The sequence below is a fragment of the Streptomyces sp. TP-A0356 genome (genome assembly GCF_001417775.1).
In the GTDB taxonomy this organism is placed as follows: Bacteria; Actinomycetota; Actinomycetes; order Streptomycetales; family Streptomycetaceae; genus Streptomyces.
Genome location: NZ_BBZJ01000025.1, coordinates 26,518 through 53,091 on the forward strand (window position 1 = coordinate 26,518; position 26,574 = coordinate 53,091).

19 protein-coding genes and 3 pseudogenes are annotated in these 26,574 nt (G+C 71.6%); 9 read left to right on the plus strand and 13 right to left on the minus strand.

Annotated elements, in window-relative coordinates; translation table 11 throughout:
• Positions 1-1,404 (minus strand): glycoside hydrolase family 16 protein, encoded by a 1,404-nt coding sequence (locus ASC56_RS26520; protein ID WP_055494076.1) that lies wholly within the window; start codon positions 1,402-1,404, stop codon positions 1-3.
• A gap of 441 nt (positions 1,405-1,845) precedes the next feature.
• Between ASC56_RS26520 and ASC56_RS26525 the strand changes: the two genes are divergently transcribed.
• Positions 1,846-4,521 (plus strand): FAD/NAD(P)-binding protein, encoded by a 2,676-nt coding sequence (locus ASC56_RS26525; RefSeq protein WP_234377068.1) that lies wholly within the window; start codon positions 1,846-1,848, stop codon positions 4,519-4,521.
• A 308-nt stretch (positions 4,522-4,829) separates the two neighbouring features.
• Entirely contained in the window at positions 4,830-5,498 is a 669-nt protein-coding gene (locus ASC56_RS26530; protein ID WP_055494077.1) for a DUF4232 domain-containing protein, read from the plus strand.
• A gap of 15 nt (positions 5,499-5,513) precedes the next feature.
• On the opposite strand, the gene ASC56_RS26535 is transcribed toward ASC56_RS26530, so the two are convergent.
• The 3 genes and pseudogenes from ASC56_RS26535 to ASC56_RS26545 all read right to left on the minus strand — a co-directional run.
• Positions 5,514-7,184: a PHP domain-containing protein gene (locus ASC56_RS26535; protein ID WP_055494078.1), complete on the minus strand. Its 1,671-nt coding sequence runs from the start codon at positions 7,182-7,184 to the stop codon at positions 5,514-5,516.
• 22 nt (positions 7,185-7,206) lie between these two features.
• Entirely contained in the window at positions 7,207-9,054 is a 1,848-nt protein-coding gene (locus ASC56_RS26540; protein ID WP_055494079.1) for a LamG-like jellyroll fold domain-containing protein, read from the minus strand.
• 41 nt (positions 9,055-9,095) lie between these two features.
• Positions 9,096-10,984, minus strand: a pseudogene (locus tag ASC56_RS26545) (glycoside hydrolase family 2 TIM barrel-domain containing protein); the annotation flags it as partial.
• Positions 10,985-11,111: 127 nt separating this feature from the next.
• On the opposite strand from ASC56_RS26545, the gene ASC56_RS26550 reads away from it, so the two are divergent.
• The 3 genes and pseudogenes from ASC56_RS26550 to ASC56_RS26560 all read left to right on the plus strand — a co-directional run.
• The gene (locus ASC56_RS26550) at positions 11,112-11,876 is read left to right on the plus strand and encodes a DeoR/GlpR family DNA-binding transcription regulator (protein WP_055494080.1); all 765 of its coding nucleotides are present in this window, start codon (positions 11,112-11,114) and stop codon (positions 11,874-11,876) included.
• A complete protein-coding gene (locus tag ASC56_RS26555; protein ID WP_055494081.1) occupies positions 11,873-13,213 on the plus strand; it encodes a 6-phospho-beta-glucosidase in 1,341 nt (446 codons plus the stop codon). The genes ASC56_RS26550 and ASC56_RS26555 overlap by 4 nt, the downstream gene beginning before the upstream one ends.
• A 121-nt stretch (positions 13,214-13,334) precedes the next feature.
• Positions 13,335-14,000, plus strand: a pseudogene (locus ASC56_RS26560) (glycoside hydrolase family 38 C-terminal domain-containing protein); the annotation flags it as partial.
• A 54-nt stretch (positions 14,001-14,054) separates the two neighbouring features.
• Here the strand turns inward: ASC56_RS26560 and ASC56_RS26565 are convergent.
• Both ASC56_RS26565 and ASC56_RS26570 read right to left on the minus strand, forming a co-directional pair.
• Positions 14,055-15,740 (minus strand): carbohydrate binding domain-containing protein, encoded by a 1,686-nt coding sequence (locus ASC56_RS26565; protein WP_055494083.1) that lies wholly within the window; start codon positions 15,738-15,740, stop codon positions 14,055-14,057.
• A gap of 133 nt (positions 15,741-15,873) precedes the next feature.
• Positions 15,874-17,001 (minus strand): ATP-grasp domain-containing protein, encoded by a 1,128-nt coding sequence (locus ASC56_RS26570; RefSeq protein WP_055494084.1) that lies wholly within the window; start codon positions 16,999-17,001, stop codon positions 15,874-15,876.
• A gap of 329 nt (positions 17,002-17,330) precedes the next feature.
• Here ASC56_RS26570 and ASC56_RS26575 point away from each other — a divergent pair, with 329 nt between their 5' ends.
• Together ASC56_RS26575 and ASC56_RS26580 are read left to right on the plus strand one after the other, a co-directional pair.
• Positions 17,331-18,239 (plus strand): metallophosphoesterase, encoded by a 909-nt coding sequence (locus tag ASC56_RS26575; RefSeq protein ID WP_055494085.1) that lies wholly within the window; start codon positions 17,331-17,333, stop codon positions 18,237-18,239.
• Positions 18,184-18,867, plus strand: a complete 684-nt coding sequence (locus ASC56_RS26580) for a 4'-phosphopantetheinyl transferase (protein WP_055494086.1) — start codon at positions 18,184-18,186, stop codon at positions 18,865-18,867. The genes ASC56_RS26575 and ASC56_RS26580 overlap by 56 nt, the downstream gene beginning before the upstream one ends.
• A gap of 27 nt (positions 18,868-18,894) precedes the next feature.
• On the opposite strand, the gene ASC56_RS26585 is transcribed toward ASC56_RS26580, so the two are convergent.
• A complete protein-coding gene (locus ASC56_RS26585; protein WP_055494087.1) occupies positions 18,895-19,116 on the minus strand; it encodes a hypothetical protein in 222 nt (73 codons plus the stop codon).
• A 211-nt stretch (positions 19,117-19,327) separates the two neighbouring features.
• Between ASC56_RS26585 and ASC56_RS42155 the strand changes: the two are divergent.
• Positions 19,328-19,636 (plus strand): annotated as a pseudogene (locus tag ASC56_RS42155) (alpha/beta hydrolase); the annotation flags it as partial.
• A 47-nt stretch (positions 19,637-19,683) separates the two neighbouring features.
• Here the strand turns inward: ASC56_RS42155 and ASC56_RS26590 are convergent.
• The 5 genes from ASC56_RS26590 to ASC56_RS26610 all read right to left on the minus strand — a co-directional run bounded on the left by ASC56_RS26590 (position 19,684) and on the right by ASC56_RS26610 (position 24,755).
• Entirely contained in the window at positions 19,684-21,102 is a 1,419-nt protein-coding gene (locus ASC56_RS26590; RefSeq protein ID WP_055494088.1) for an NAD(P)/FAD-dependent oxidoreductase, read from the minus strand.
• A gap of 44 nt (positions 21,103-21,146) precedes the next feature.
• A complete protein-coding gene (locus ASC56_RS26595; RefSeq protein WP_055494089.1) occupies positions 21,147-22,121 on the minus strand; it encodes a polyprenyl synthetase family protein in 975 nt (324 codons plus the stop codon).
• Between the two features lie 215 nt (positions 22,122-22,336).
• Entirely contained in the window at positions 22,337-23,515 is a 1,179-nt protein-coding gene (locus ASC56_RS26600; RefSeq protein WP_055494090.1) for an MAB_1171c family putative transporter, read from the minus strand.
• Between the two features lie 20 nt (positions 23,516-23,535).
• A complete protein-coding gene (locus ASC56_RS26605) occupies positions 23,536-24,066 on the minus strand; it encodes a hypothetical protein (protein ID WP_055494091.1) in 531 nt (176 codons plus the stop codon).
• A 32-nt stretch (positions 24,067-24,098) separates the two neighbouring features.
• The gene (locus ASC56_RS26610) at positions 24,099-24,755 is read right to left on the minus strand and encodes a helix-turn-helix transcriptional regulator (protein ID WP_055494092.1); all 657 of its coding nucleotides are present in this window, start codon (positions 24,753-24,755) and stop codon (positions 24,099-24,101) included.
• Positions 24,756-24,976: 221 nt separating this feature from the next.
• On the opposite strand from ASC56_RS26610, the gene ASC56_RS26615 reads away from it, so the two are divergent.
• Positions 24,977-25,645 (plus strand): hypothetical protein, encoded by a 669-nt coding sequence (locus ASC56_RS26615; RefSeq protein ID WP_055494093.1) that lies wholly within the window; start codon positions 24,977-24,979, stop codon positions 25,643-25,645.
• Positions 25,646-25,749: 104 nt separating this feature from the next.
• Here ASC56_RS26615 and ASC56_RS26620 read toward each other — a convergent pair whose 3' ends face one another.
• Entirely contained in the window at positions 25,750-26,484 is a 735-nt protein-coding gene (locus tag ASC56_RS26620) for a FadR/GntR family transcriptional regulator (protein ID WP_055494267.1), read from the minus strand.
• Between the last annotated feature and the right edge of the window lie 90 nt (positions 26,485-26,574).

Consider the following 26,574-nt stretch of genomic DNA (forward strand, 5'->3'; position numbering starts at 1 on the left):
TCAGTGACCGAAGTCGAACCAGTTCACATTCACGAAGTCGGCCGGCTGGCCGCTGGTGAAGGTGAGATAGACGTCGTGCGTGCCGGTGACGGAGCCGATGTTCGCGGGGACCGTCCTCCAGCTCTGCCAGCCGCCCGTGTTGGCCACCGCGAAGCTGCCGATCGGCGCGTTCGTACGGCTGTCCAGGCGCACCTCGACCAGTCCGCTGACGCCGCTCGCCGCACCGCTCGCGACCCTGCCGTAGAACTGCGTGGCCGGCGTGGAGCCGAAGTTGACGCCCTTGTAGAGCGCCCAGTCACCGTTCGCGAGGGAGCCGATGTCCTGGCCGCCGCCGGTGTCGGTGGTGGGCTCGGGCACCACGCCGGACTGGCTGTCGTACGACTCGGCCTGGATCGGGCTGTACGCGTCCCGGTTGCCGGACGGTGGAGGGGTGGTACCGCTCCCGCCGCCCGAGGACTGGAGCGCCTGGACGTAGTCGACCACCATGGGGTGGCCGGGCTCGGTGCCGCTGTCCGGGCCGCCGCCGAAGGCGCCCGGGAAGCCGCCGCCCATCGCCACGTTCAGGATGATGAAGAACCCGTGGTTGGTCGCGTTCGCCCACGTCGTCGCGTCGACCTGGTTCGCCTTCACCGTGTGGAAGTTGACGCCGTCGAGGTAGAAGCGGATCTCCTCGGGGCTCGTCGACCGGTCCCACTCCATCGCGTAGGTGTGGAAGCCGGCCTGGCAGGTGGTGCCGCTGCAGGGCGTCGAACCGCCGATGCCGGACGTCTCGTTGCAGGGGCCGCCCGGGTTGGTGCCGCAGTGCATGGTGGCCCAGTCGGTGTTGAGACCCTGGACGTTCTCCATGATGTCCAGCTCGCCGACGCTCGGCCAGTTCTGGTAGTTGCCCCGGTAGGGCGCGCCCAGCATCCAGAACGCGGGCCAGTAGCCCTTGGCGGCGGCGCCGGTGACGTTCGGCATCTGGATTCGCGCCTGGACGCGCAGCTTGCCGCCGGCCGGGGGCTGGAGGTCGGTGCGGGTGGTCTCGATACGGCCCGAGGTCCAGTTGCCGGACGCGTCACGACGCGGGGTGATGAGGAGGTTGCCGTTGCCGTCGAGCGAGACGTTGCTGCTGCTGGAGGTCATCGTCTCGACCTCGCCGGTGCCCCAGTTGGCGGCGCCGCCCGGATAGCTGGTGCCGGTGTCGTACTGCCAGTTGGCGGTGTTGACGCCGGAGCCCGCCGCGCCGTTGAAGTCGTCGAGGAAGACCTGGGTCCAGCCGGACGGGGGCGTGGGGGCGGAGGCGTTCGCGGGCAGGGTGGCGGCCGTGGCGGCGGCCATGGCCAGACCCATCGTGCCGAGCACGGCGACGAGGACCCGTCGCAGGGGGCTGCGTCTTGGGGGTATGCCGGAAGTGTCCTTCATGGGGAGCCTCTTCGGGTACGGAGTGGGGGTGTGCGGTGCGCCAGAGCACGGTGGTCGTGCGCGGATGGGATTGAGAGCGCTCTCAGGCAGCGCGGCCAATGTGCTCTACGTCACTCCGGTCGTCAAGAGGTAAAGCCGAGAAAGTCCTTGCGGAGCCAGGGAGTTCGGGTGCCGAAGGGGGAGGTCCACTCGTTGCCGGAGGGCCCCCGAGCGCCGGCAGAAGGCATGGCCCGCCGCCGAGCCGTCGTTCGTGCCCTGGGAGTCGTCCAGCCTTCGCACGGGTTGAACCGTTGAATCCGAGGAGCACTGCCCGGGATTCCTGTGAAGACAGCCTCCGAGACGGCCTGAACGACCGTTGCCCCGGTGCCACCGAAGGTGAACAGAGTAGGAGCGGGCGTTTCCGCCGAGCGGCCCCCGACCCGACGATCACCGGAGGTACACGTGATTCCAGCCCGCGCCCCGCACACCGTGGCCGTCGTCGGAGCGGGCGCGGCCGGGGCACTGACCGCGATCCAGGTGTGCGAGACGGCCGCACGCCGCCGTACGCCTGTGGACCTGGTCCTCATCGACCCGGCGCCGGAGGCCGGGCGTGGCACCGCCTACGCCACCCCCGACCCCCGCCACCGGCTCAACGTGCCTGCGGGCAACATGAGTTGCTATCCCGACGTGCCCGGCCACCTGGTCCGCTGGCTGTGCCGGCACGGCGAACCCACCGTCACCGCCGCCGACTTCGTCACCCGCTACCGCTTCGGCGCCTACCTCGCCGACACACTGGGCCAGGCGATCGTCCGCGCCCACGGGGTGGTGCGGGTGCGACGGCTGCGGGCGCGCGCGGAGAGCTGTGCGGGCACCTCCGGCGGTCGGGTGGAACTCCGGCTCGCCGACGGCGAGCGTCTGACGGCGGACAGCGCGGTGCTCGCCACCGGGCCCGCACCCGGGAGCGCCGCCTGGGCGCCGCCCGGGCTGCGGACGTCACCACGGTTCGTCGCCGCGCCCTGGGGCCCGGGCGCGCTGGACGGGCCCCGCGCCGACACCGCCGATGTGCTGCTGATCGGCACCGGGCTGACCGCCGTCGACCTGGCCCTGACCCTCGACCGCCCGGGCCGGACACTGCACGCCGTGTCGCGGGGCGGTCTGCTTCCGCAACCGCACGCGCTGCACCCGGCGGGCGCGATGCCCCCGCCCCAGGGGCTGCAGGGTGCGTCCCTGGCCGAGCTGCGCCGGGCCGTGTACCACCATGCCGCCCGGGCGTTGCGCAGCCACGGCGACTGGCGCCCCGCGCTGGACAGCCTGCGGCCGCGCACAGCGGAGCTCTGGCGGAGCCTGACGCCCCGGGAGCGGGCCGAGTTCCTGGAGCGGGACGGGGCGCTGTGGAACACGCACCGGCATCGCATGGCGCCCGCCACGGCGGAGGCGCTGGCGCGGGTGCGGGCGGCCCGGCGGCTGCGGGTGCACTCCGGCCGTATCGCCACGGCCCGCACCGAGCCGGACGGCACGGTCACCGTGGCCCTCGCCGACGGCCGTACCCTCCACGCAGGTTGGGTCATCGACTGTACGGGCCCCGGCCACCGCCTCGACGACCCCCTGTGGCGCTCGCTCATGGACGCCGGGGCCGCCGTGCCGGGCCCCCTCGGCATGGGCGTGGCCACTCGCGACGGCCGGCTCATCGACAGCCAGGGCCGGGCCGACCGGCCGCTCTTCACGCTCGGCGCCCCCCGCCGCGGCGAACTGTGGGAGACCACCGCCATCCCCGAGATCCGGGTCCAGGCGGCGGCGTTGGCACGGGAGTTGCTCGCGCCGCTCACCCCGCCGGTACGCCGCTCCCGGCGGCGTCCCGTCGACGGGCACGGCCTGGCCCTGTCCACGCATGCCGAGGCGGCCGCCGCCCACCGCACCGGTCTCGACCGGGTCCTCAAGGTCAGGGCCGGCGCCGAGGACGCCTTCCGGCGGGCGGTCGCGCTCGACCCCGGCTTCGCCGTCGGACACGCGGCGCTCGCGCTGCTCGGCCACGAGTGCGGCGCCGACGTCGACGTACCACGGGCCCTCGCCGAGGCACAGCGGTCCGCGCGCGAGCGGGCCGACGACCGTGAGCGCTCCTTCGTGGACGTCGTCACCCGCCGCGTCCACGGCACCGACGCATCCGGTGCCGTCCTGCTCGGCCACCTCGACTCCTACCCGGGCGACGCGCTCGCGCTGGCCGCCGCCGTACCGACCATCGCCTTCTCCGGCGTGAGGGATCTCGACGACGCGTACGCGCTGCGACTGGTGGAGCGGACCTCGCCCGCATACGACGGCCACTGGTTCCATCTCTCGCTGCTCGCCTTCCTGCGTCAGGGGCAGGGCCGCTTCCACGAGGCGGGCGAACTCGCCCACCGCGCTCTGGCCGCCGAGCCCGCCTCCGGGCACGCCGTGCACGCCCTCGCCCATGTCCACTACGAGTGCGGCGCCCATGAGGCGGGCCGGGACTGGCTCGACGCGTGGGTGTCGGGACGGGGGCGCGGCGCGGTCCACCGGGCGCACTTCTCCTGGCACATCGCGCTGCACGAACTGGCACTGGACGACCCGGCCGCAGTCCGCAGGCGATGGCTCGCGCACCTGGCACCGGGGCGCGTGTCCGGGGTGCGGGCGCTCGTCGACTCGGGGTCGCTGCTGTGGCGGGCGCGGATGAGCGACAGTTGGCCGGGCGAGGTGCCCGCGGCCGACGTACTCGACTCGGTTGCCAGGGACGTCCTGGAGCGGCCCGCTACCGCGTTCACGGCGCTGCACGCGGCGGTGGCCCTCACCGCCGCGGGAGACATCGCCGCCCTGCGCCGGCTGCGCGACCACGCGGCGGGCGCGGACCCGGTGCAGCGCGAGGTCATCGTCCCGCTGTGCGAGTCGTTCGCGGCGCTCGTCGAGGAACGCTTCCACGAGGCGGCCGGCGGCCTCGGCGCCCTCCTGCCCGTCCTGGGCAAGGTCGGCGGGAGCGCGGCCCAGCGCGAGGTGGTCGAGGAGACCCTGCTGTACGCCCTGGTCGCCGCGGGCCGTTGTGACGCGGCGCGCCGACTGCTCGACTCCCGGCTGGACCGCAAACCGGCCCCCAGGGACCGGCGGATGCTGGCCGCGCTCCCGCGCTGACCCTCGGGGCCGCCCCGAGCGCGCGGCGCCCTCGGCGTGAATCCGGTTGCCCTCCCGGCGCCCGGGAGATCCCGCGCGCGGCGAGCCGTACGCCGGGACCGACGCCGCGCCGTCCCGCAGAGCCCGTCGCACTCCTACGCCTGGGGGCGCACTGCCGAAGGGCCTGACGGGTTCCGTCGGCCGTGGGTGACATTGGGCACGGAAGGATTCCGCCGTGCGCCGCAACCGCGCTTCACGACCCCGCGTGTACGTTCCATGCCGGGCCCATGAAGCGGTCCCGTTGCGCGCATCGACCAGGGGGAATCTCCATGAATGTTCAGCAGTTCCGCAAGGTTTCGGCCGCCGCCGCGCTCGTGCTGGCGGCGGGGCTCTCGCTCACCGCGTGCAACGGCGACGGCGGCAGCAACGACAGCGGATCCAGCTCCGCCCCGTCCGCCTCCGCCGCTTCGGGCGGCGGTTCGGCGAACGGCGGCTCGGGGGCGACGGCTCCCTCCGGAGGCAAGTCCGGTGGCACCGCCGGTGGTTCGGGCGGCTCGGGCACCACGTCCGGAGGATCCGGAGCCACGGGGCACTCGGGTGCCTCCTGCAAGACCGCGAACCTGACCTTCGCCAAGGGCTCGTCCTTCACCCAGTCGGACTACACCCACATCGCCGTCAAGCTCACCAACTCGGGCCCCGCCAGCTGCACCTTGCACGGCTTCCCGGGCGTGGACCTCGTCGGCAAGGACGGCCGGGTGAGCGCCCAGCGCAACGCCCACACGCCGGTGACCGTCACCCTCGCTCCCGGCCGGAGCGCGAGCTTCGATCTGCGGGTGCTGCAGAACAACACCGGAGGCAGCGGCGTGACGTTCACCAGCGCGGTGATCACCCCGCCGAACGAGACGCACGCGCATACCCTGGCGCTCACCGTGAACCTGCCCGCCCAGGGTGACGGCGCCAAGGCCCAGCCCGTGGTCGTCGGCCCCGTCACCCGGTAGCGGGCGGGCGGCTTCTCACCGGCCGCCGGTCACCTCCACGAAGAGGGGGTTGGAGTAGAACCAGGTGTCGGCCCACGGGTCACCGTTTCCGGGCTCGTGCGGGATCGGTCCGTGCGGGTCGACACCGGCGCCGAGATAGCCGGCCCCGTGCCGGTTGCCGTCGCTGCCACGCAGCCGGAGGTAGAAGGACTCCTCCCCGGCGGTCAGCGGGATGCGCAGCGTGTACGTGCCCCTCCGGCCCGTCACGTCCGTGCTGTGCACGACCTTGGTGTCGGGCGCCCGCCAGGTGTCCCGGTCGGCCGCCGCCCCGCGGACCGCGCCCCGGATGACGTCCACGTGGGCCAACTCGGGCAGGACTCCATGGGCGTTGGGCCGCGAGGCGGACGTCACGGTCACGTACAGCGTGAGCCTCTCGCCCTTGCGGACCCGCAGCCGGCCGCCGAGCGTGACGCCGCGCCCGAAGTCGCAGTCCCGCTTCAGCCGCACATCGAGCCCGTCGAGCAGATGCCCGTGATCGAGCCAGACGCGGCCCGCGCGCAGGCCCGCCATCACCGCCCGGTAGCCGTAGCGGGTCACCCCGACGTGGGTGCGGCTGAACTGGCCGGGCCAGAAGTCGCTGCCCGGCTGCGGGGTGTCGGTGTTCACGGGGTCGGGCAGCCTGCCGGTGTTGTCGAAGTTCTGGCCGGGCAGCCAGTCGCCGTTCTTCCAGGTGTCGAAGACCACCCGGTGGGCGTCGGAGTTGGTGGTGACGGAGAACAGCGTGCCCTCGGAGAGCAGCGCGTCCCACAGGCCGCCGACCGTCGCGGTCGCCCAGTCGAAGCCGCCGTACGTCAGATACGCGTCCGCCGGATAGCCGGACCACGACTGGGCCGACGGCTTGTTCTCGTACTCGCCGCGGATCGAGGTCGAACCGCGCCGGCCGGGGATGGCCGCGCCCTGGGCGCCGGGCGCGCCCTCCATGCCGATCACGATCTCGCGCGCCGCGTCCCGCCAGTTGCGGATCTCGCGCGGGGAGTCGATGCCCAGGCGCAGCGGGTGGTTGGCGAGGACCAGGACGTCGTCGACGTAACCGGTGCGGCGCTGCTCGGCCAGCCACTGGATGGCCTTGACGGCGTGCGCCTCGTTGCGGGCCGTGTTCGCGTTGTCGGGGGCGCCGTCGGTGTAGCCCAGCAGCTTGCCGTCGTAGCCCAGCTCGAACTGCGTGAGCAGATCGACCTCGTGGGGGCCGGGCGCCGCGAACACCGTCGCGTGCTCGGCGGCCGGGATGTACCACTCAAGGCCCTGGAAGATCAGCTGGCGCGGGTTCTCCGCCCGTGCCTTGAGGATCTCCTCGTGCTCCATCTTCGCGCCGTAGTGGGCGTGCCCGAAGTTGGAGTGCTCGTTGAAGACCATCCAGTCGAGGCCGTACTGTGCGCCCGCCCTGGCCAGTTGGGAGAACGTGTACTTGGCGTCGTGGCTGTAGACGGAGTGGACGTGGTGGTCGCCGACGAGGTAGGCGAGCCGGGGATCGTCGCCGCCGGGACGCCGGTCGTCCGCCGCCGCCGGGGTGGCCGGCGGGCCCAGTGCGAAGGCGGCGCCGAACAGCCCCGCGCGGCGCAGGAGCCCGCGGCGCGAGACGCCCTGGGCGTCGAGGTGGCCGGGGGAGACGGACGGGTCGGCCCAGTCGGGCAGCTGCTGCTCGGTCATGGTCGGTGAGGGGCCCTTCGGCTCAGTGATTCATGAAGGAGGTGACGGGCAGGGCCCGTTCGACGATCCGAACGTCGCCGAGTCGTCCGTGCAGGATCTGGTCGATCTTGTCCGCGTACGCGTAGCCGCCGAGCAGCCACGGCAGGCCCACCGATGTGAGTCCGATCGCGACGGCCTTCGGGTTGCGGACGGCCGGGCAGCCCTCCACGTACAACGTGGTGTGCCGTCCGTCGTTGACCACGGCCAGGTGCCACCAGGTCTCCAGCGGTGTCTCCTGGCCCCAGTTGGTGGCGATGCCCTGCTGGTCGAGGGGGCGCACGGCCCACTGCGGCTCGCGGCCGTTGGACAGCGACAGCGTGGCCAGCGGCTCGTCCGGGTCGTCGGCGGTCTTGCCCGCGGCACCGCCCGTGCCCATGCGACCGAGGATCCCGGCCCAGGCGTGGTGCGCGGGGTCCCAGTCGGCGGGCAGGCGGTAGAAGGCCTCGATGGTGTAACCGGACCTGAACGTGGCGGAGTTGAGCGGAGCGCCGTCGACCGTGCGCAGATATGCGCCCTTCAGTGGTGACTTGAAGCCCTGGAACTCCAGGCTCCCATGGCCCGGCTGGTCGGGGTGGTGGTCCGCCGACCAGGTCAGGGAGCCGCCGCCCACCGTGACCAGGGTGAGGTCGTTGCCGCGTCCGGACAGGTCGCGGACCGTGCCGGAGACGGCGGCGGCGTCGTCGTGTCCGTCGAACCGCCAGTACGCCACCGTGCCGGGCACGAGCATCCTCGAGGCCGGTCGCGACGGGCGCGCCGGGACCGGAGCGAAGCCCGAGAAGCGCTTCTCGAAGTCGATGCCGACCGAGAACCGGTCGGCGTCGCCGCTCAGTCGGATCTCCTGCCGCTCCAGCTCGTTGAGCCCCTTCGCGGCCCGGCCGAGGATCCAGGGGGAGACCGTCTCCACGTCGATGACGTCACGGTCGAGGTCGAAGTGGTACAGACGGATCATCGCCGCGCCGCCGAAGTACCGGTTCTGGTAGTTCGTCAGGTGCAGATGCACCTCGTTCCCGGCAGCGTTCCTGCGGGTCGCCCGCCCGGCCGGCCAGTAGTGGCCGTTGAGCGTGAGGAAGATCTGGTCGTGGTCCGCGATCAGCTGGTCCCACAGCTGCCCGCCGTACCCCGACAGGGAGTCGTTCTCGACGACGAGTTCGTGGGTGGTGAGGATGACGGGCGTCCTCGGGTACCGGGCGAGGACGTCCTTGGTCCAGGCGTAGCCCATGGCCGACAGCCGCCAGTCCAGCGCGAGCACCATCCACTCCCGCCCGGCCGCCCGGAACAGGTGGAAGGTGTTGTATCCGTCCGGGGAGGCACCCCCGAACGTCGGCTTGTCCTTGAAGCGCCGTGGGCCGAACGCGTCCAGATACGGGGTCGATCCGCGCTGGTCGTCGGTCGAGGACCGCACGTCGTGGTTGCCCGCGAGGACGCTGTAGCCGACGCCCCGCCGGTCGAGGATCTCGAAGGCATCGCTGATCGCGGCGAACTCGGCCTGCGCGCCGTTCTGGGTGAGGTCGCCGAGGTGGGACAGGAAGACGATGTTCTCGTCCCTGCCGTGCTCCAGGAGGTAGCGCAGGGACGCCTCGACCGGCGCCTTGTCGATGCTGGGTCCGTCGAAGAGGTACTGGGTGTCGGGCATCACGGCGAGTGTGAAACGGCGGCTGTCCGCATCGGGCCGCCACCGGGCCGCCGTGGCCGGGGCCGCCTCGGCGACGCCGGGCAGGGCGACCCCGGCCGTGGCGGCGGCGCCGAGCAGCGCGGTGGCTCGGAGGAAACCGCGTCGTCCGGCACCGGCCTGCGCGGCCTCGCCCTGCGCGTGGTCATGCGAAGTACACACGGGTGCTCCGTAAGAGGTGACGGGGAGAGGAAGCGTGGGGGTCAGAGAACGCGCAGGGTCCAGCTCCAGCGGTGGATGCCCGGCGCGATGCGGTAGGAGGGGGAGGTGTCCGGGCCGCACGAGGCCGTGCCCAGTCCCCGGTGTGCCGCGTCGATGTGCACCACGCACCCCGGGCGCGGCACGAGCTCGTCGTGGTGCGCAGCGGCGGTCAGGTCCTCGGCGCGATGACGGGTGACGCAGACCTGACGCGGTGCGTCCAGCACGACCGCGAGGCCCGAGGCGTCCGGTGCCGACAGCGTGAAGCGGCGGACACCGTGCCGGCCGCCGCTCTCCTGGGGACGCAGATAGGGGGTGAACAGTTCGTCGACGGGCACGGAGTGATGGCCCACCGGCGCGGCCGCGCTCCGGTCGGGATACGACTCCCAGGGCCCCTGCCCGAACCACTCCAGCAGATCCAGGCCCGCCACCGTCTCGAAGACCGAGCCCACCCGCGCCACGTCGTCGAACTCGTCCGGCAGTCCCGCCTGTTCGTCGATCCGGACTCCGCCCTCGAACGGCGTGAACACCTGCCGGTGGCGGACGACGCCGACCGCGCCGGCGTATTCGGCGAGCACGGACACCGAGGCACCGTCCCGGCGCACGGAGACGACCTTGCGGACGAGCGCGTCGAGCCCCCAGGCGCGCCAGCGCGCCGCCATGCCGCCGAGCTCGTCGTTGTCCGTGGGGGCGCGCCAGAGGGAGAGCGTGGGGGCGGTCGTGAGGAGCGGGTGGACGAGCAAGCCCTCCGCATCCACCTCGACGGAACGATCCACCCCGGGGACGTCCGCCAGGGGGGCGTCCGCCAGGGGGACGTCCGCCACGGGGGCGTCCGCCACGGGGACGCCCGCCACGACGGTGGCCGCCCTCAGCCGCACCTGGGGCGCGCACACCTTCGTGCCCCGCTGTGCCCACGGCAGGTCCTGAGCCGTCGTCACCCGCAGCGTCAGCCAGGCCTCGCCCCCGTCCCGAGGCAGCTCGAACGGCAGCGGTACCGCCGCCGTCTCGCCGGGACACAGGTCGGGAAGTTCGGCCGGTGCGGTCAGCGTCCGGCCGTCGGCCAGGGACAGCTCCCACTCGCCCGAGAGCCAGTCCAGGCGGCGGAAGTGCTGGTGGTTGCCGAGGACGATCCCCTCGTGCTTGAAGCACTCGATGCGTACCGGCGCCGCGTTCTCCCGGTGCTCGTACTGAGCGGGCTTCGGGGTGCGGTCCGGGAAGACCACCCCGTCGGCGATGAAGGCGCCGTCGTGGATCGTCTCGCCGAAGTCACCGCCGTACGCCCAGCGGTGGCCGGGCGCGGCGACACCGTTGTCATACAGCCCGGCGCCCGCGCGCCCGGCCGGTCTGCCATCGCTCACCTTCTGGAGAATGCCGTGGTCCCAGAACTCCCAGATGAAGCCGCCCTGAAGGCCCGGGGTGGACTCGATGGCCGCCCAGTGGTCGGCGAGCGTGCCGTTGCTGTTGCCCATGGCGTGCGAGTACTCGCACTGGATCAGCGGCTTCGTCTGCTCGCCGGACAGGGCGTGCGCGACGGACTCCTCGATCGGTGCGTACATCGGGCAGGCGATGTCGGAGGCGACCGTCGGGTCCGCCCAGCCGCGCTTCGCGGCGCCTTCGTACTGCAGCGGCCGCGTCGGATCGTGGGTGCGCAGCCAGCCCGCCGCCGCGTCGTGGTTCGCACCGTACGCCAGGTCGTAGAGCGTGGGGTCGTTGGGGTAGTGCGCGGTGCGGGTCGCGTTGAAGCCGAAGCGCTTCAGCAGGACGAGGTCCGCGCGCATGTCGTCGTACGCCACCGTCCGGCCGGTCAACGGTGGAAGTCGTGCCGGTTGACGCCCCGGATGAACACGCGCTCCCCGTTCACCAGCAGCTCCCGGCCGCTGATCTCGACGTCGCGGATCCGTCCTGTCGTCAGAACTGAGCAAATTCGGTGCACGGAATCGTGCGCCCCTCGGCGAGATTGGTCAATAGTCGAGCAGAACTGAGCATGGAGATGATTGAAGATGACGAGTAGTGTTCCCGGTGTGCTGGCAGAACGACGACATCAACTCATCCTGCGGGCCCTGCGCTCCGGCGGCCCCGCGGCCGTGACCGATCTCTCCGAGCAGCTGGGGGTGAGCCCCGCCACCATCCGGCGCGACCTGGTCAAACTGGAGGAGGAGGGCCTGCTCACCCGGGTGCACGGCGGCGCCGTGGCCGACGAGGGCGACCAGCCCTTCGCCGAGGTCGCCGAGGTGCGCGTGCCGGAGAAGGACGCCATAGCGGTGCGGGCCGCGGCGATGATCACGGACGGTCAGTCGGTGCTGCTGGACATCGGCACGACCGCCTACCGTCTGGCTCGGCAGCTGCACGGCCGCCGGCTCACCGTGATCACCAGCAACCTGGTGGTCTACGAGGAACTCGCCGACGACGAGGGCATCGAACTGGTGCTGCTCGGCGGCATGGTCCGCCGCGAGTACCGCTCCCTGGTCGGCTTCCTCACCGAGGACAACCTGCGCCAGCTGCACGCCGACTGGCTCTTCCTCGGCACCAGCGGGGTGCGGCCGGGTGGGCAGGTGATGGACACGACGGTCGTCGAGGTGCCGGTCAAGCGGGCCATGATCAGGGCGAGCGACAGGGTCGTCCTGCTCGCCGACTCGGCGAAGTTCCCGGGTACCGGGATGGCGAAGGTCTGCGGCCCCGAGGAACTGGACGTGGTGGTGACGGACCGGCTCGTGGACGCGACGACCCGGCCTTCGCTGGAGGAGGCGGGCGTCGAGGTGATCGTGGCAGGAGAGGTGCGGGCGTGAAGCTGACGATTCTGGGCGGCGGCGGGTTCCGGGTGCCGCTCGTGTACGGGGCGCTCCTCGGGGACCGCGCCGAGGGGCGGGTCACCCGGGTCGTACTGCACGACCTGGACGCGGAGCGGCTGGCCGCGGTGACCCGCGTGCTGGCCGAACAGGCCGCGCACATCCCCGACGCGCCCGAGGTGAGCGCCACCACCGACCTCGACGAGGCGCTGCGCGGCGCCGACTTCGTCTTCTCCGCGATCCGCGTCGGCGGTCTCGAAGGGCGGGCGAACGACGAGCGGGTGGCACTCGCGGAGGGCGTTCTCGGGCAGGAGACGGTCGGCGCCGGCGGCATCGCCTACGGCCTGCGGACCGTGCCCGTCGCCGTCGACATCGCCCGACGGGTGGCCCTTCTGGCCCCCGAGGCGTGGGTCATCAACTTCACCAACCCGGCCGGCCTCGTCACCGAGGCCATGTCCCGCCACCTCGGCGACCGCGTCATCGGCATCTGCGACTCGCCGGTCGGCCTCGGCCGCCGGATCGCGCGCGTGCTGGGCGTCGCGAACCCGCGCGAGACCTTCATCGACTACGTCGGACTCAACCACCTGGGCTGGGTGCGCCGCCTGCGCGTCTCGGGCCGCGACGAACTCCCGCGGCTGCTCGCCGACCCGGAGCTGCTCGGGTCCTTCGAGGAGGGCAAGCTCTTCGGGCCCGAGTGGCTGCAGTCCCTGGGCGCGATCCCGAACGAGTATCTGCACTACTACTACTTCAACCGCGAGGCCGTCCGCGCCTACCGCGAGGCCGAGAAGACCCGCGGCGCCTTCCTGCGCGACCAGCAGGCCCGCTTCTATCGGGACGTCAAGCGCCCGGACGCCGAAGCCCTGGCGGTCTGGGAACGCACCCGGGCCGAGCGCGAGGCCACGTACATGGCCGAGAACCGGGAGACGGCGGGCGCGGGCGAACGCGACGCCGACGACCTCTCCGGCGGTTACGAGAAGGTCGCCCTCGCCCTGATGCGGGCCATCGCGCGGGACGAGCGCACGACCCTGATCCTCAACGTGCGCAACCGCAGCACCCTGTCGGTCCTCGACTCCGAGGCCGTCATCGAGGTCCCGTGCCTGGTCGACGCCAACGGCGCGCACCCGGTCGCGGTCGACCCGCTGCCCGACCACGCCACCGGTCTGGTCTGCGCGGTGAAGGCGGTCGAGCGCGAGGTGCTGTCCGCGGCCGAGTCCGGCTCCCGTGCGACGGCGGTGAAGGCCTTCGCCCTGCATCCGCTCGTCGACTCCGTGAACGTCGCCCGCAGACTGGTGGACGGATACTCCGCGGTCCACCCCGGCTTGGCGTACCTTGAGTAAGCGCTTTCTCCCCTTTCCCTGCAGACTTCCATGCACGACGAACGCCGCCGGATCGAGGAGCGCGTCGAGCGCGTCCACAACCAGCGCATCAAGCCCGCGATCTATGCCGCCTCCGTGCGCCTTCCCCGTGGACATCGGGGCCCCGCACTCCTCCGCCGAGATCCAGTTCGGCCATGTCCAGCGGCCCACCCACACCAACACCAGCTGGGAGGCGGCCCGCTTCGAGGTCTACGGCCACCGCTGGGTGCACATCGGCGAGCCCGGCTACGGCGTCGCGGTGATCAACGACTCCACCTACGGCCACGACGTGTCCCGTACGGTCCGCGAGGACGGGGGTACGACGACCACGGTCCGCCTCAGCCTCGTCCGCGCCCCCCGCGTCCCGGACCCGGAGGCCGACCAGGGCAGGCACCGCTTCACCTACGCGCTGCTGCCCGGGGCCGGCGTCGAGGACGCGGTCGCCGAGGGCTATGCCCTCAACCTGCCGCTGCGCGTGGCGGACGCGGCGGGCGCGCCCGGGCCCGTCGTCTCCGTGCAGGGCGAGGGCGTGACCGTGGAGGCGGTGAAGCTCGCCGACGACGAGTCCGGCGATGTCGTGGTGCGGTTGTACGAGTCCCGCGGTGGCCGCGCCACCGGGGTGCTGACCACCGGCTTCCCGCTCGTGGAGGCCGGGATCACGGACCTCCTGGAGCGTCCGCTGGCGTCGGCGGCGACGGACGGGGACGGCGTCGCCGTGACGCTGCGGCCGTTCGAGGTGCAGACGCTGCGCCTGTCGCGCCGCTCGTAGCACGCGGAGGGGCGCCCGGCCGCAATGGGCCGGGCGCCCCTGTCTGGGCGTCGCTCAGCCGGTGAACCCGGCCGTGATGGAAGTGAACTGCCAGTTGTTCTGGCTGATGCCCGAGCAGTTGCTCACCACGCCGCCGCCCGCGCAGGGCCGGTCGCGGTTGACCGACCAGAAGGCGAGCCGGGCGATGTGGTGCGCGTTCGCCCAGTCGCGGATCTGGGTCCAGATCGCCGGGGTGGTGTTCTCCTGCTGGTCGGACAGGCCGTTCATGCCGGAGATGCCGATGTGGGAGTAGGCCGTGGCGTCGTCCCAGCCGAAGGTCGACTTCAGCTTGGCCTTGAGGCCCTCGGCGGCGCCCACGGTGTTGCCGTACATGTCCGAGCCGCCGCCGAAGTCGAACGGCATGATCGTGAAGACGTCGATGTTGGCGTTCAGTGACTGCGCCTGCTCGATCAGCCGGTTGCCGTAGTAGGTCGGGCCGGTGGTGGAGGTGCCGAAGGTGACGATCGTCCTCAGGCCCGGGTTGTTCGCCTTGACGGTCTTCAGCGCGGTCAGGATCTTCGCCTGCACGGCCTCGTTCTCGAACTCGTCCGTGTTCTCGATGTCCATGTCGATGGCCTTGAGACCGTAGGCGTCGATCACCTTCTGCAGCGCCCCGGCCAGCGCGGTCGCCGAGGAGCAGTTGGCGCCGAGCTTGCTGCCCTGCCAGCCGCCGAACGACGGGACGACGTCACCGCCCGCGGAGCGGATCTGGTTGATGACGGTCTGGTCGGTGCCCCCGGTCAGCGGCCGGTTGCCGTCCCAGGCCGGGTTGCAGCCGCCGGAGTCCAGCATGAACGCCATCGTGTACCACTTGATGCCGGTCGCGCTCATCACCGAGGTCGCGCTCGGCGGATCGCCCCAGCCGAGGTAGAGATAGGGGGCGGCCTGCTTGAACCCGTTGCCGCCGCCGCTGCCCGCGTTCGTCGTGACGGTCACCGCGTTGGAGGCCGCCGAGACGTTCCCGGCCGCGTCGCGTGCCTTGACGGTGAAGGTGTAGCTCGTGCTCGGCGATAGCCCGCTGACCGTCGCGGTCGTGCCGGAGACACTGAGCACCTGGCTGGAACCGCTGTAGATGTCGTACGCGGTCACCCCGACGTTGTCGGTCGCCGCCGACCACGACAGCGAGACGCTGGACGAGGTCTTGCCGGTGGAGGTCAGGTTCGTCGGCGCGGTCGGCGGCTGGGTGTCCGAGCCGCCACCGCCGCCCGGCCCGTCGAGGCTGATGTCGTCCGCGTAGTAGGTGCCCTGCGCGTACCAGCCGTGGACGTAGACGGTGGCGCTGGTCTGCGAGGCGCCGGTCGTGAAGGACACCGACAGCTGACTGTACGCGGACGGGGACGTCGTCCAGGTCGAGGCGCCGCCGTTCACGCCGAGGTAGACATAGCTGCCACGGACCCAGCCGCTGAGCGTGTACGCCGTGTTGGGCTGGACCGGGACGGTCTGGCTGCACTGCGCGTTGTCGCTCGAACTCGCGGCGCCCGCAAGGGCCTTGGAGCCGCTGTGGACAGGGCTGGAGACGACCGAGCCCAGATTGCCGGTGCAGGACCAGGGCGAGAGGCCGCCCGACTCGAAGCCGGGGTTGGACAGGATGTTGGCCGCGTGGGCGGTCCCGGGGAGGGCGACCGCCCCGGCCAGGGCGAGGGCGGCGGAGCCCATGAGCGCGAAGAAGGCACGTCTGGAACGTCTGAGAAGTGTGCGCACGCGATCTCCCTGAAGGAAAGGTGGGGTTCGGGGAGTGCTGGGGAGTACAGGAGGGTGCGCAACCAAGTTGGTATGGACCAATCCTGGTGTCAAGGCTTCAGGGGGAATTGGTCCATACCGGTGGGCGAAAGGCCTACAGAGGCAGAGCCTCCGCCGCCGCGACCCCGACGGAGTCGACCGGCACCGCGGGCCGCACCGGCGCCTGCTCCAACTCGTCCACCCTCTGCTGCGGCAGCGCAACGGCACGCACGGGACGCGGCCCCGACACGACCGTGTAGTCCGTGCCCAGGAACGGCGGCACCACCTCCCCCGGATCCTCGCCGAGCGCCAACTGCACAGCGGCCCACGGCGCGTTGATCCCGCACAGGGACAGCTGGTGCAGTCCGCCCGCCGGGCGGGTGTTGACGTCGAGGAGCATCGGCTCCTCGCCGTACATCCGGAACTGGATGTTGGAGAGGTAGTGCAGTCCGAAGCCCTCCGCCAGCCGCCTGGCCGGCTCCAGCCACTGCTCGTGCAGCGTGAAGCCCCGGCGTCGGCCGTTCTTGGTGCGGCCCACCGCCATACGGATCCGGTTGTCTGGCCCGGTCAGGCAGTCCACCGAGACCTCGGGTTCCTCCAGACGCGGCATCACCAGCCAGTCGACGGGCTCGTCGGCCTCGCGCACCGCCTGGACGACCAGGTCGAGCGGCACGTACGGGCCCGGGAAGCCGCTCAGGTGCACGAGCGAGAAGGGGGCTCGCGTGATGATGCGGAAACCGACGCCGCCCGCACCCACCGCCGGCTTGAAGCACGCCTTGTCCCCCGCGGCCTCCAACTCCTCGACAGCGGCGAGGAGTTCGGCCTCGTTCGTGACCCGCCACCACGCCGGCACCTGGACGCCGATCGACTGCGCCGCATGGTAGGCCGTCGCCTTGTCCTGGAAGACCGCCACCGCTTCGGCGGACGGCGCCAGCAGCGCCGTACCGGCCGCCTCGAACTCGGCGCGGTGCGCGACGATCGCCTCCTGGTGCTGACGGGGCACGAACACATCGATGCCTCGGCGCGCGCACTGATCGAGTGCGTACTCCACGTACGCGGCCGGGGACAGGCCCTCCGGTTCCAGGTCGGCGGTGTCCGCCGCGGCCAGGACGGGGGAGTCGGGGTCGCCGTGCGTGGCATGGATCTCGACGGCCCGGTCGCTGGGATTTCTCCGCAACTGATCCACGAAGAACACGTTCTCCGCGTACGTGCGGTTGAGCCAGACGCGTACGCGAGAGAACATGCAGGCCGCCTTTCAGGGGATGCGGGCAGGGCGGAGCAGGCCGTGCCCGGCCAGGGTAGGGGGAGGTAACACCAGACCGCCGTACACGGACGATCGTCGGTGGCGGATGTGTTGGGGCGATCATAGGCCCTCGCGGGTGCTCTCACTGCTACTCGCGTGTAACGGATTCCCCCCCGACCTTGTTGAAGCGGCGGGGTCGTATTCGAGACGATCCCACCGCGAGATCCGGCTGCTTCCCAAGGTGTCCGTGTGGCTGCCGCGGGTCGCTCTTGTCCGCCGGCCACCCGATGTGTTCTTGTGTTCCCATCCGGTTCTTGAAAGGGGCGACGGTGGAGTCGACGGACGGCCGTGGACGACTGCTCGCCATCAGCGACCTGCACATCGGATATCCGGAGAACCGCGCCCTCGTCGAGCGGATGCGACCCACATCGGACGAGGACTGGCTGCTGGTCGCCGGTGACGTGGCCGAGACGGTGGCCGACATCCACTGGGCCCTGGAACTGCTCGCCGGGCGATTCCGCAAGGTGATCTGGGCGCCCGGCAACCACGAGCTGTGGACCCACCAGCGGGACACCGTCACCCTGCGCGGTGTGGAGCGGTACGAGCACCTGGTCGCCATGTGCCGGAAGCTGGGCGTGACCACCCCCGAGGACCCCTACCCGGTCTGGGAGGGTCCGGGCGGCCCGGTTGCCGTCGCGCCCCTGTTCCTGCTCTACGACTACTCGTTCCTGCCGCAGGGTTGTACGACCAAGGACCAGGGGCTGGAGTACGCGCACGGCACCGGGATCGTGTGCACCGACGAGTATCTGCTGCACCCCGACCCCTACCCGAGCCGCGAGGCATGGTGCCGCGCCCGGGTCGCCGAGACGGAGCGCAGACTGGAGGAGATCCCCGCCGATCTCTCCACGGTGCTGGTGAACCACTATCCGCTGGACCGCCACCCGACGGACATCCTGCGCTACCCGGAGTTCGCCATGTGGTGCGGCACCCGGCTGACCGCGGACTGGCACCGCCGTTTCCGGGTCGCCTGCATGGTCTACGGTCATCTGCACATCCCGCGGACCACCCACCACGAGGGCGTCCGCTTCGAAGAGGTGTCGGTGGGCTACCCCCGCGAATGGCGCCCGCGCGCGGAGCCGCCCGGGAGGCTGCGCCGCATTCTGCCGATGGAGGTCCAAGCAGGTGATCGAGGAGCTGCTCCCGGGGGCGGTCGCGGTCGTGGAGGCGTACGACGGTGACGCGCTCGGCGACGGCGTCTCCCTCTACCCCGAGGAAGAGGCGGTCATAGCGCAGGCCGTCGAGAAGCGGCGCAGGGAGTTCACCGCCGTACGGGCCTGCGCACGGCAGGCCATGGAGAAGCTCGGCGTGCCGCCGCAACCCGTCCTGCCCGGCGAGCGCGGCGCACCGCGCTGGCCGGACGGGCTGATCGGCAGCATGACGCACTGTGCCGGGTACTGCGCCGCGGCCCTGGTCCCGGCCGGTGACCTCGTCTCGCTCGGCATCGACGCGGAGCCCCACGACCGGCTGCCGGAGGGCGTCCTGGAGGCGGTGGCCCTGCCCACCGAGCAGACCCGGCTGCGGGGCCTGGCCCGGAGCCATCCGTCCATCCACTGGGACCGGCTGCTGTTCAGCGCCAAGGAGTCCGTCTACAAGTCGTGGTTCCCCCTGACCGGGAAGTGGCTCGACTTCCTGGAGGCGGACATAGAGATCGACCCGGGCGCCGCCACGGATGTCTCCGGCGGCTTCCGGGCGCGGCTGCTGGTGCCGGGCCCACTGGTCGACGGCCGCCGCATCAAGGCCTTCGACGGCCGCTGGACCGTGCTGCGAGGGCTGGCCGCGACGGCCGTCGTCGTACCCCGTCCCTGAGCGTCGTCCTCCTAGGACCCTAGGACCCTAGGGACACCACTGCGCGCACAAGCGGAAGAACTCCTCCTCGGTGCCCCTGAGTCCCGCCTGTGCCAGGGTCCGGTCCGCCTCGGCCAGGACCGCGGTCGGGACCACGGGTGGTCGGTGCCCGTCCGGCGGGCCGTCGAACGCCGCTCGTACGGTGTGCAGGAGGCGCAGGTAGGCCTGCACGGCGGCGCGTTGACGGTCGGTCAGTACGGCGGTCGGCATCGGTCGGCTCTCCCCGGGTCGGCCGGGCGACGGGCGTCGCGCGGCGGTAGGTGCACGGCATGCGCCCGGTGCGCGGACAGTCGCCGCGCGCATCCCTGGCGCACCTCCAGCTTGCCGTCCGCCACTGACAATGCGGCCTCGCTACCCGCGGGTTCGCCCGCTTAGCGCAGGCGAAACCTCCTTGAAATCCCTTGGTGGACAACGGTCCTACGTGGGGCACTGGCTGCGCGGCGGGGTCGCGATGCAGTTCGCCCACCAGTTCCCCGAGGGTACCGAGCGGCTGATCCTGGTCAGCGCCCCAGGAGTGGGCCGGGAGGTCAATCCGGTGCTGCGGGCCGTCTCCCTGCCCGGGGCGCACCTGGTGCTCTCCACCCTCCGCCTGCCCGGCATGCGCCTCCAAGTCGCCCTGTTCGCCCATCTCATGAGGCTGCTGGACACCGACCTGGGACAGGACGCGGTGGAGTTGCTGACGCTCATGGACGCGCTGCCGGACGTGACCTCCCGCAGTGCAGAGCTCCGACAGGAGACCCCCGCGTCGACGGGCCGTCGCCCTGGGGGCCAGGACCGTCACTCCACCGACCCGAGCGGCGCTCCGGCCACGGCGGCCCGCCGCTCCGGCTCGGTCAGGGGAGGACCGTCCAGGAGCGGCTTCTTACGGCCCAGGTACACCAGGGCGACCATGTCGGGCATGAACAGCCGGGCGGGGGACGTCTCCATGCTCATCACATCGAGGAGCACCCGCAGGGCGCGGGGGTTTCGCGATCCGGCGTCGACGGCTCGGTCGACGAAGGCGGCCAGGATCCTCTCCAGCCGCGAGGGGGGCTGGTCACTGGCGCCCGGGTAGAACACGTCCTGGCCCACCGCCAGGCTCCAGGCGTTGTCGACGGGACGTGCAGCGGCCTTCTGGATGCTCCGAGCGAGGCCGCGAGCGCCGAGGTCCTGGCGGCGCAGAACACGGCGCAGTGCGATGACGCTCTGAGCGGAGACGCTCAGCCCATGGCCGTAGACCGGGTTGTAACCGGCGACGGCGTCGCCGAGGACGGCGAAGCCCTCGGGCCAGCGGGCGGCTCTCTCGTAGTAGCGCCGCTTGTTGGCGGTGCTGCGGGTGGTGACGACGTCGGTCTCGGGTTCGGCGCCGGCGAGCAGTTCGCCGATGACGGGGTGGGGCAGTTCCCGGGCGAAGGCGAGGAAGGCGTCGTTGTCGGCGGTGGGCTGCCCGCCGCGCGTTCCCGCGAGTGTCACCAGCCAGCGGCCGCCTTCGATGGGGGCGATGATGCCCCCCTTGCCCGGGGCTTGCCGCGGGTCTGCCTGGACATTGACGATGGGGAACCCGTCCGCGGTGCTTCCGGGCGCACGGTAGGTCCGGCTGGCGTAGACGAGGCCGGCGTCGACCTTGCGTTCGAGGACCGGGGGAAGACCCAGGTCCCGCAGCCAGACGGGGGCCCGGCTGGCCCGTCCGCTCGCGTCGATGACCAGGTCGGCCGTGAGGGTGTCCTCGGAGTGCGCCGCACGTATGCGAACACCGCTCACCCGGTTGGCGCTGCCCTGCAGAGCGAGCAGTTCGGTCTGCGGACGCAGGGTGATGCGCCGATCCTCCAGGACTCTGGCCCGGATGACGGCGTCGAGCAGATCACGGCTGCACAGCAGGTTGGTGTGGTGGCTGTGGTTGAACCGGCGAAACCACTGACCCGAGGGGGCCTTGGAGACCAGGTCGGTCATGATGCGGGCCCTCCAGGCACCGCGCGCGACGAGTTGCTCCGTGATCCCGGGCAGCAGTTCCTCCAGGGCCTTCACACCGCCGGACCACAGGACATGGGCGTGACGGGCCTGCGGCAGGCCCTTGCGGGGTTCCGGACCGCTCGGCAGGAGGTCACGTTCGACGACCGTGACATCGGCGTGGTCGGCGAGCACGGCTGCCGCGAGCATGCCCGTCATGCCCCCTCCGATGACCACCGCGCTACGACGGGTGGCAGCTCTGTCAGACATGGGCGGGCATCCTTCCGGGTGCGGGCAGGGGACACGACGGGCGGTCACACATGGACGGCCAGGAGCGGCGTGGACGTCTCGTCCACGAGCTGTCGCAGGAGGGAGAGGTAGGTCCCGTGGCCGCCGAGCTCGTCCAGGATGCGGTGAGCCTCGTCGCGGAACTGATGGAGGTCCTTCTCGTAGCGGGTCAGGACGTCGGGGTCGAGGAGGATGCCGATGAGGGCCGACCGCGCAGCGTCGGACGTGCGCGCGGTGGCGTGCAGGTCCAGTATTCGGCTCCTGGCCTCGGGCGGCGCCTCCTCCAGGGCGCAGACCAGCAAATAGGTCACCGTGCCGTTCAGCAGGTCCTCGTTACGGCCCGATGTGATGTCCTCCTGGTCGTTGAAGATCTGCCACAGAACACCGAAGACATAGCCGAACTCCCGCCACAGATCCCTCCGCTCGTCCGGCACCTCGGACAACGTCGCGGCCATCGCCGTGATCATGCCGAAGGGGGCGCCGGACTTCCCCCTGTACGCCGCGAGGACCGAGTGCCGGGACACCCTCTCCAACTCGCCGCGCATATCGCCGAGTTGTCCTTCGGCGGCGACGATTCCGCAGTCCAGCACCTCGGCCGTCATCGCACCGCGGACCGGCTCTGGGACGCGGGGTGAGCAGAGGGCCCTGAGGGGAAGTACATGCCCGGTGACGATCGCTGCCAGCAGGGCCTCGTGCACACTCAGGCCGGCGGGCGAGTGCGCGCCGTGGCCGTCGGCCAGGTCGTCGAGATAGCAGGCCGAGGTCCACCACAGGACGTGGACGGCCGACAGCGGAAGAGCCGGCCCCGGGGAACCCGTCTCGACGCCGTGCACCAGCAGTGGCAGTACGGACAGCGGGTATTTCATCTGCTGATGTCGCAGAAGTTCGCCGACCGCGTCGCGGACGGAACGCGCCGAATCGTCCAGCGGTGCGAGAACGGCTTCCAGCTCCGCTTCGATGTCCGCGGAGAACGCGCGGTGGAGATCCAGGTACGACTTCACACGACACCCCTATACGCCTACGGTCGGCACTGTTTCGGAGCCTCTGGGCGAGGCTGGGCCGGAGCGTGTTCCGCTCACGGCTGACTTCTTCTGGTCTCACCCTCTCCGCGAGCCACGGCCCGCAGCCGCGCGGCCCGCGGCGGGCATCCGCAGTGCGCTTCGCAGAAGGTCGGCCGGTCCTCGGCCCGACGGCTCCGCTGGTGGCAGTCGCTGTCTCACCTTGCCCGGGCCTGTCCTCGGACGGCCGCGACGACGGGTGACGTGCGCAGGGCCATGGACATCCGGACGAGGTCGCGGGGGCCTTCGTGCGGCGGCACGGGCGCGGCGGTGACCTCGGCCGCGCTGATGACCCGCCCTTCCGGGTCGGCGACCCTGGCCCGCACGGCCGCCGCGACCATCGCCGCGTCGGCCTCCGCCTGCGCCTGGACGGGGTCGGAGCCCGCCGCCACAGCGGCGTCGTGGGCGCGTGCGCGCACCCGGGGATCGAAGTAGGGGTACAGACTGAGCATGCCGTCGTGGATGTCGGACTCCCGCTGTGTGACCTGGAGTTCGACGGACGACCACCAGGAGATGCGCACCGCGTGTCCCGTACGGCCGGACGCCGGCCTCAGTTCCCGCCACAGCGGTCCCAGCCGGCGGTAGGTCGACCACGTGGTCCAGCTGTCCCCGACGCGCTGGCAGGCCAGGGGGAGGCAGAAGCCGAGGGCGCTGATCAGCGCTCCGGTGGAGGCCAGCATGGGCGCGGCGTAGGTGCTCAGGCCATCGAGGTTCCCGCCGCTCCAGCGGGCGATCACGGCCGTGAACTTCGTCGCCAGATACGCGAGGTCGAACATGTAGCCCATCACGATGATCAGCAGACCGGTGCGCAACCAGCCCCGCACCTGGAGGGCCCAGCGTCCGCACATGAGGTTCATCGCGACGCCCGCGACGGTGAGCGCCAGCAGATAGAGCACGATCATCTCGCGCATGTACGGCGTGCGGGCGTAGTACGTGTCGAAGTCGACCAGCCGCTCGGCCGGGGCGCTGCCGAGCGCGAACAGCGTGATCAGGGCGGCGATCACCACCCCGTACCCGCCGGTGATCCGCCGCGTGGTGCGACGGGTCTCCTCGGCCGGGCCGCCGCGCCAGTTGACGACGAGCACCAGACAGGCAGCGCTGAACGCGCTCAGCAGGCAGTACACCAGCGGCGCCGAGACGTTGGTGATGCCCGTGATGTCGTTGACCTTCGCGATCGTCGGCGGCGCGGCGAAGAAGAACACCAGCCCGGCCAGCGCGAGCAGCGCGCACACCGACCGCAGCAGCGGGTCGCGCCATGACCGGCTGAGCGCGGGCGCCTTGACGGCGAGCGCCACCCCCATCGCGGCGGCCGGTACGTAGTAGCTGGAACCATCCATCGTGTCGGCGTCTTCGCCTCTCAGCCCTGTGGCCCGCGATACCCCAGCGAGGCCTCGATCCGGCCCGCCAGGTCGTCGCGCTTCACCGGCCCGCGCAGTGAGGAACCGGCCAGCCACGTACGGCACTTGCTGGCCAGCAGTAGTCCGAAGCTCTCGGCGTCCTTCTCGTCGGCGAGGTCGAAGTGTGTACGGGCGGCGACCCGGTGGACGGTCGCCTGCAGATAGGCGGTGTCGTTCAGAGAACGCGCCGCGACCGCCGCGCCCGCCACATGGTGACCGTGGTGCCCGGCGTGCATGTGCCACAGCTCGTGACCCAGGATCACCAACTGGTGGTCGGGTGCGGTGCGTTCCTCCACGACGACGAGGTCCTGGTCGGCCATGTCGAGCCAGAGCCCGCTCGCCGTGCCGGGCGGGAAGGCGGCCACGCGGAACTGGACGGGGCGGCCACGGCGTCTGCTCATTGCCTCGCACAGCGCGGCGTACAGGTCGGCGGGCTCGGCCGGTGCCGAGAGCGAGAGCTCTGCGACCAACTCGCCGCACAGGCGGCGCATTTCCCTTCCCATGCCCATGATTCTCCCCCGGATCAGGACTCGGGCCGCTTGACGCTCTCCAGGAGCATGTCCAGCCACTCCGCGACCTTGTCCCGGTGCTGGTCGGTGGGCAGCTGGGCCGCCCGCCAGGCGATACCGCGGACGCCGTGGTCCTGCAGAAGCCGCTCCAGAGGATCGTCGGCGCCTTCGGCCGCCTGGCGCTCCCGGTCCGCGAGTTGCTGGAGGAGCTCCTGTTCGCAGCGCTGGAGCGCGTTCGTGAGCGCCTCGGGGTCCTCGGCCGTCAGGAACCCGGCATGCACACGGAAGAACCGCTGTATGGCGTCGCAGTGCTCCATGGTGGGGCGACGGTCGCCGTTGATGAGGGCACCCGCCTGCTGGCGCGACATGCCCGCGCCGTCGGCGATCTCCTGCTGCGTGTACTTGCGCCCGTTGGGTTTCAGCCGCGTGCGGCGCAAGAGGTCGAAGCGCTGCAGGAAGCGGGCCTGAAGATCCGGCTCCCCGGCGGGCACTCCGCTGAGCAGCGCCTTCACCACCGGCTCGGGGACGCCGGATTCGACCGACAGGCGTGAGACGTCGAAGATCTCCTCGTGCCGCACACCCAGCCGGTCGGCGAGGGCGGTGACACGGGCCACGACGGCCGGCAGCAGACCCGTCGCCGTGGCGCCCGGAACCTCGAAGCCATCCGTCACCGACAGATCTCCTACGTCTCTCTCAGGTCGTTCACATAGTCGTCAGGAACCCTCCGGAGATTAGCCGTTCTCTCGAACTCACATCCAGGTCTCGCCACAACTGTGGCGAGATTCAGCCGTCAACCGGCGTTAAATGCCACGATAGTTGACACCGTCGGACTCGGCGCAGCAGGATCAGGGCGCCGCGTGAAGGCCGCAAGGGCAAGAGGGGTGACCTCCCGATGGCGTTTCAGGCAGGAGGGCAGCGGTCGCAGCCGCGGCCCGTCCCCGAGAGTCCCGAAGCAAGGGCGTATCTGCAGGACTATGCCACGCTCCTCGATGCCGTCCCCTTCCCGTCCGTCGTCTTCGACCACCGCTGGGACGTCGTCCTGGCCAACACCGCCTTCGAGACGCTCTTCCGCGGGGTGGCGCCGCACCCGACGGCCATGCCGGGCGACAACTTCCTGCGGTTCGTCCTCTTCCACCCCGACGCGGACACGGTGCTCGGCGAGCACGAGTCGAGCTGGTGTCTGCCGATGCTGGCGCACTTCGCCGCGGCGGTGGAGCGGCACGGCCACGACCATGTGCTGCAGTCCATCCGCCGGGACATCGCCCAGGACCCGATCATGGATGCCGCCTACCGGCACGGCCTGCCGCACTGGATCCGCGCGGCCGGGCCGCACGCCGTGGAGCACGACGGGGCGGTGCGCCCGTTGCTGCACCCCGACCCGCGCTGGGGCACCGACTGCCGGGTGGTGGGGGAGACCCCCAAGACCCTCCAGGACATGGGGTACTCGCGGCTGACGTTGGTGCTGCGCGAGGCGCGCCGACCGGCCCCGGGCCCGCGCGCGGGACGCGGCCCCCGGCGCACGGTGAGCCACCTCAGCGTGGTGCCCGCCCCGCAGGACTGACTCGCCCCGGGGCCCCGGCTCCGTCGGCGTTCAGGTCGCCGACGGCTCCGGGGCCCGCCTCGTCCCGGCGGCCACGACCCGGGCGGGCATAGTGCAAGGATCCCTTACAGGGCGAGGCGCAGCGCGATGAGCCGTGCCGTCGATTCCTGGACGCACCGCTCGGCCAGTTCCCTGGCCGAATCGTGGGCCCCGTCCTGCACGGCTGAGATCACGGAGCGATGACGGTCCGCCACCTCTTCGCGATAGGCGTCGTCCCCGAGCACGAGACACAGCAGTGCCCCGATCTCCGTCTGCAGCGCGACCTGCTCCCGGGTGAGCCGGGCGGACTGCGCGGCGGCGGCCAGTTCCACATGGAACCGGCCGTACACACGGCTGCGCGCCGCCGCGTCCTCGGCCGCCGTGAACTCGTCCAGGGTGCGGCGCAGCGGCTGGAGGTCGTCCGGCTCGGTGCGCTGGGCCGCGAGCCGGGCGGCGGCGCCGGAGACGGCCGCCCAGTGGTCGCCGAGGTCGCGCAGCTCCTCCGTGCCCCAGCCGGCCAGCCGCGCCTTGATCCGCTCCTCGGCCGGGTCCGCGGGCAGCGAGACGAAGCTGCCGCCGCCGCGCCCCCGCCGGGTGGTGACCAGGCCCTGCTGGCGCAGCGCCATCAGCGCCTCCCGCAGGGTCACGGTGGACACGCCGAGCTGTCCCGCCAGCTCGCTCTCGCCCGGCAGTTGTTCCCCGTCGGCGAGCAGCCCGAGCTCGATGGCGTCGCCGAGCCGGCGGACGACCGTCTCGACGCGCGCCCGGGTGTCCACGGGGGTGAACACGGCTCTCCGGGCCCCGCCGGCTCTGTTGTGCATCACGGCCACCACCTTGTGCGTTGACTCAACCTTTACCTTAAAGGGGTCTTGAGCTTTGAACTATGACTTCATATCTTTGCACTCAACGTA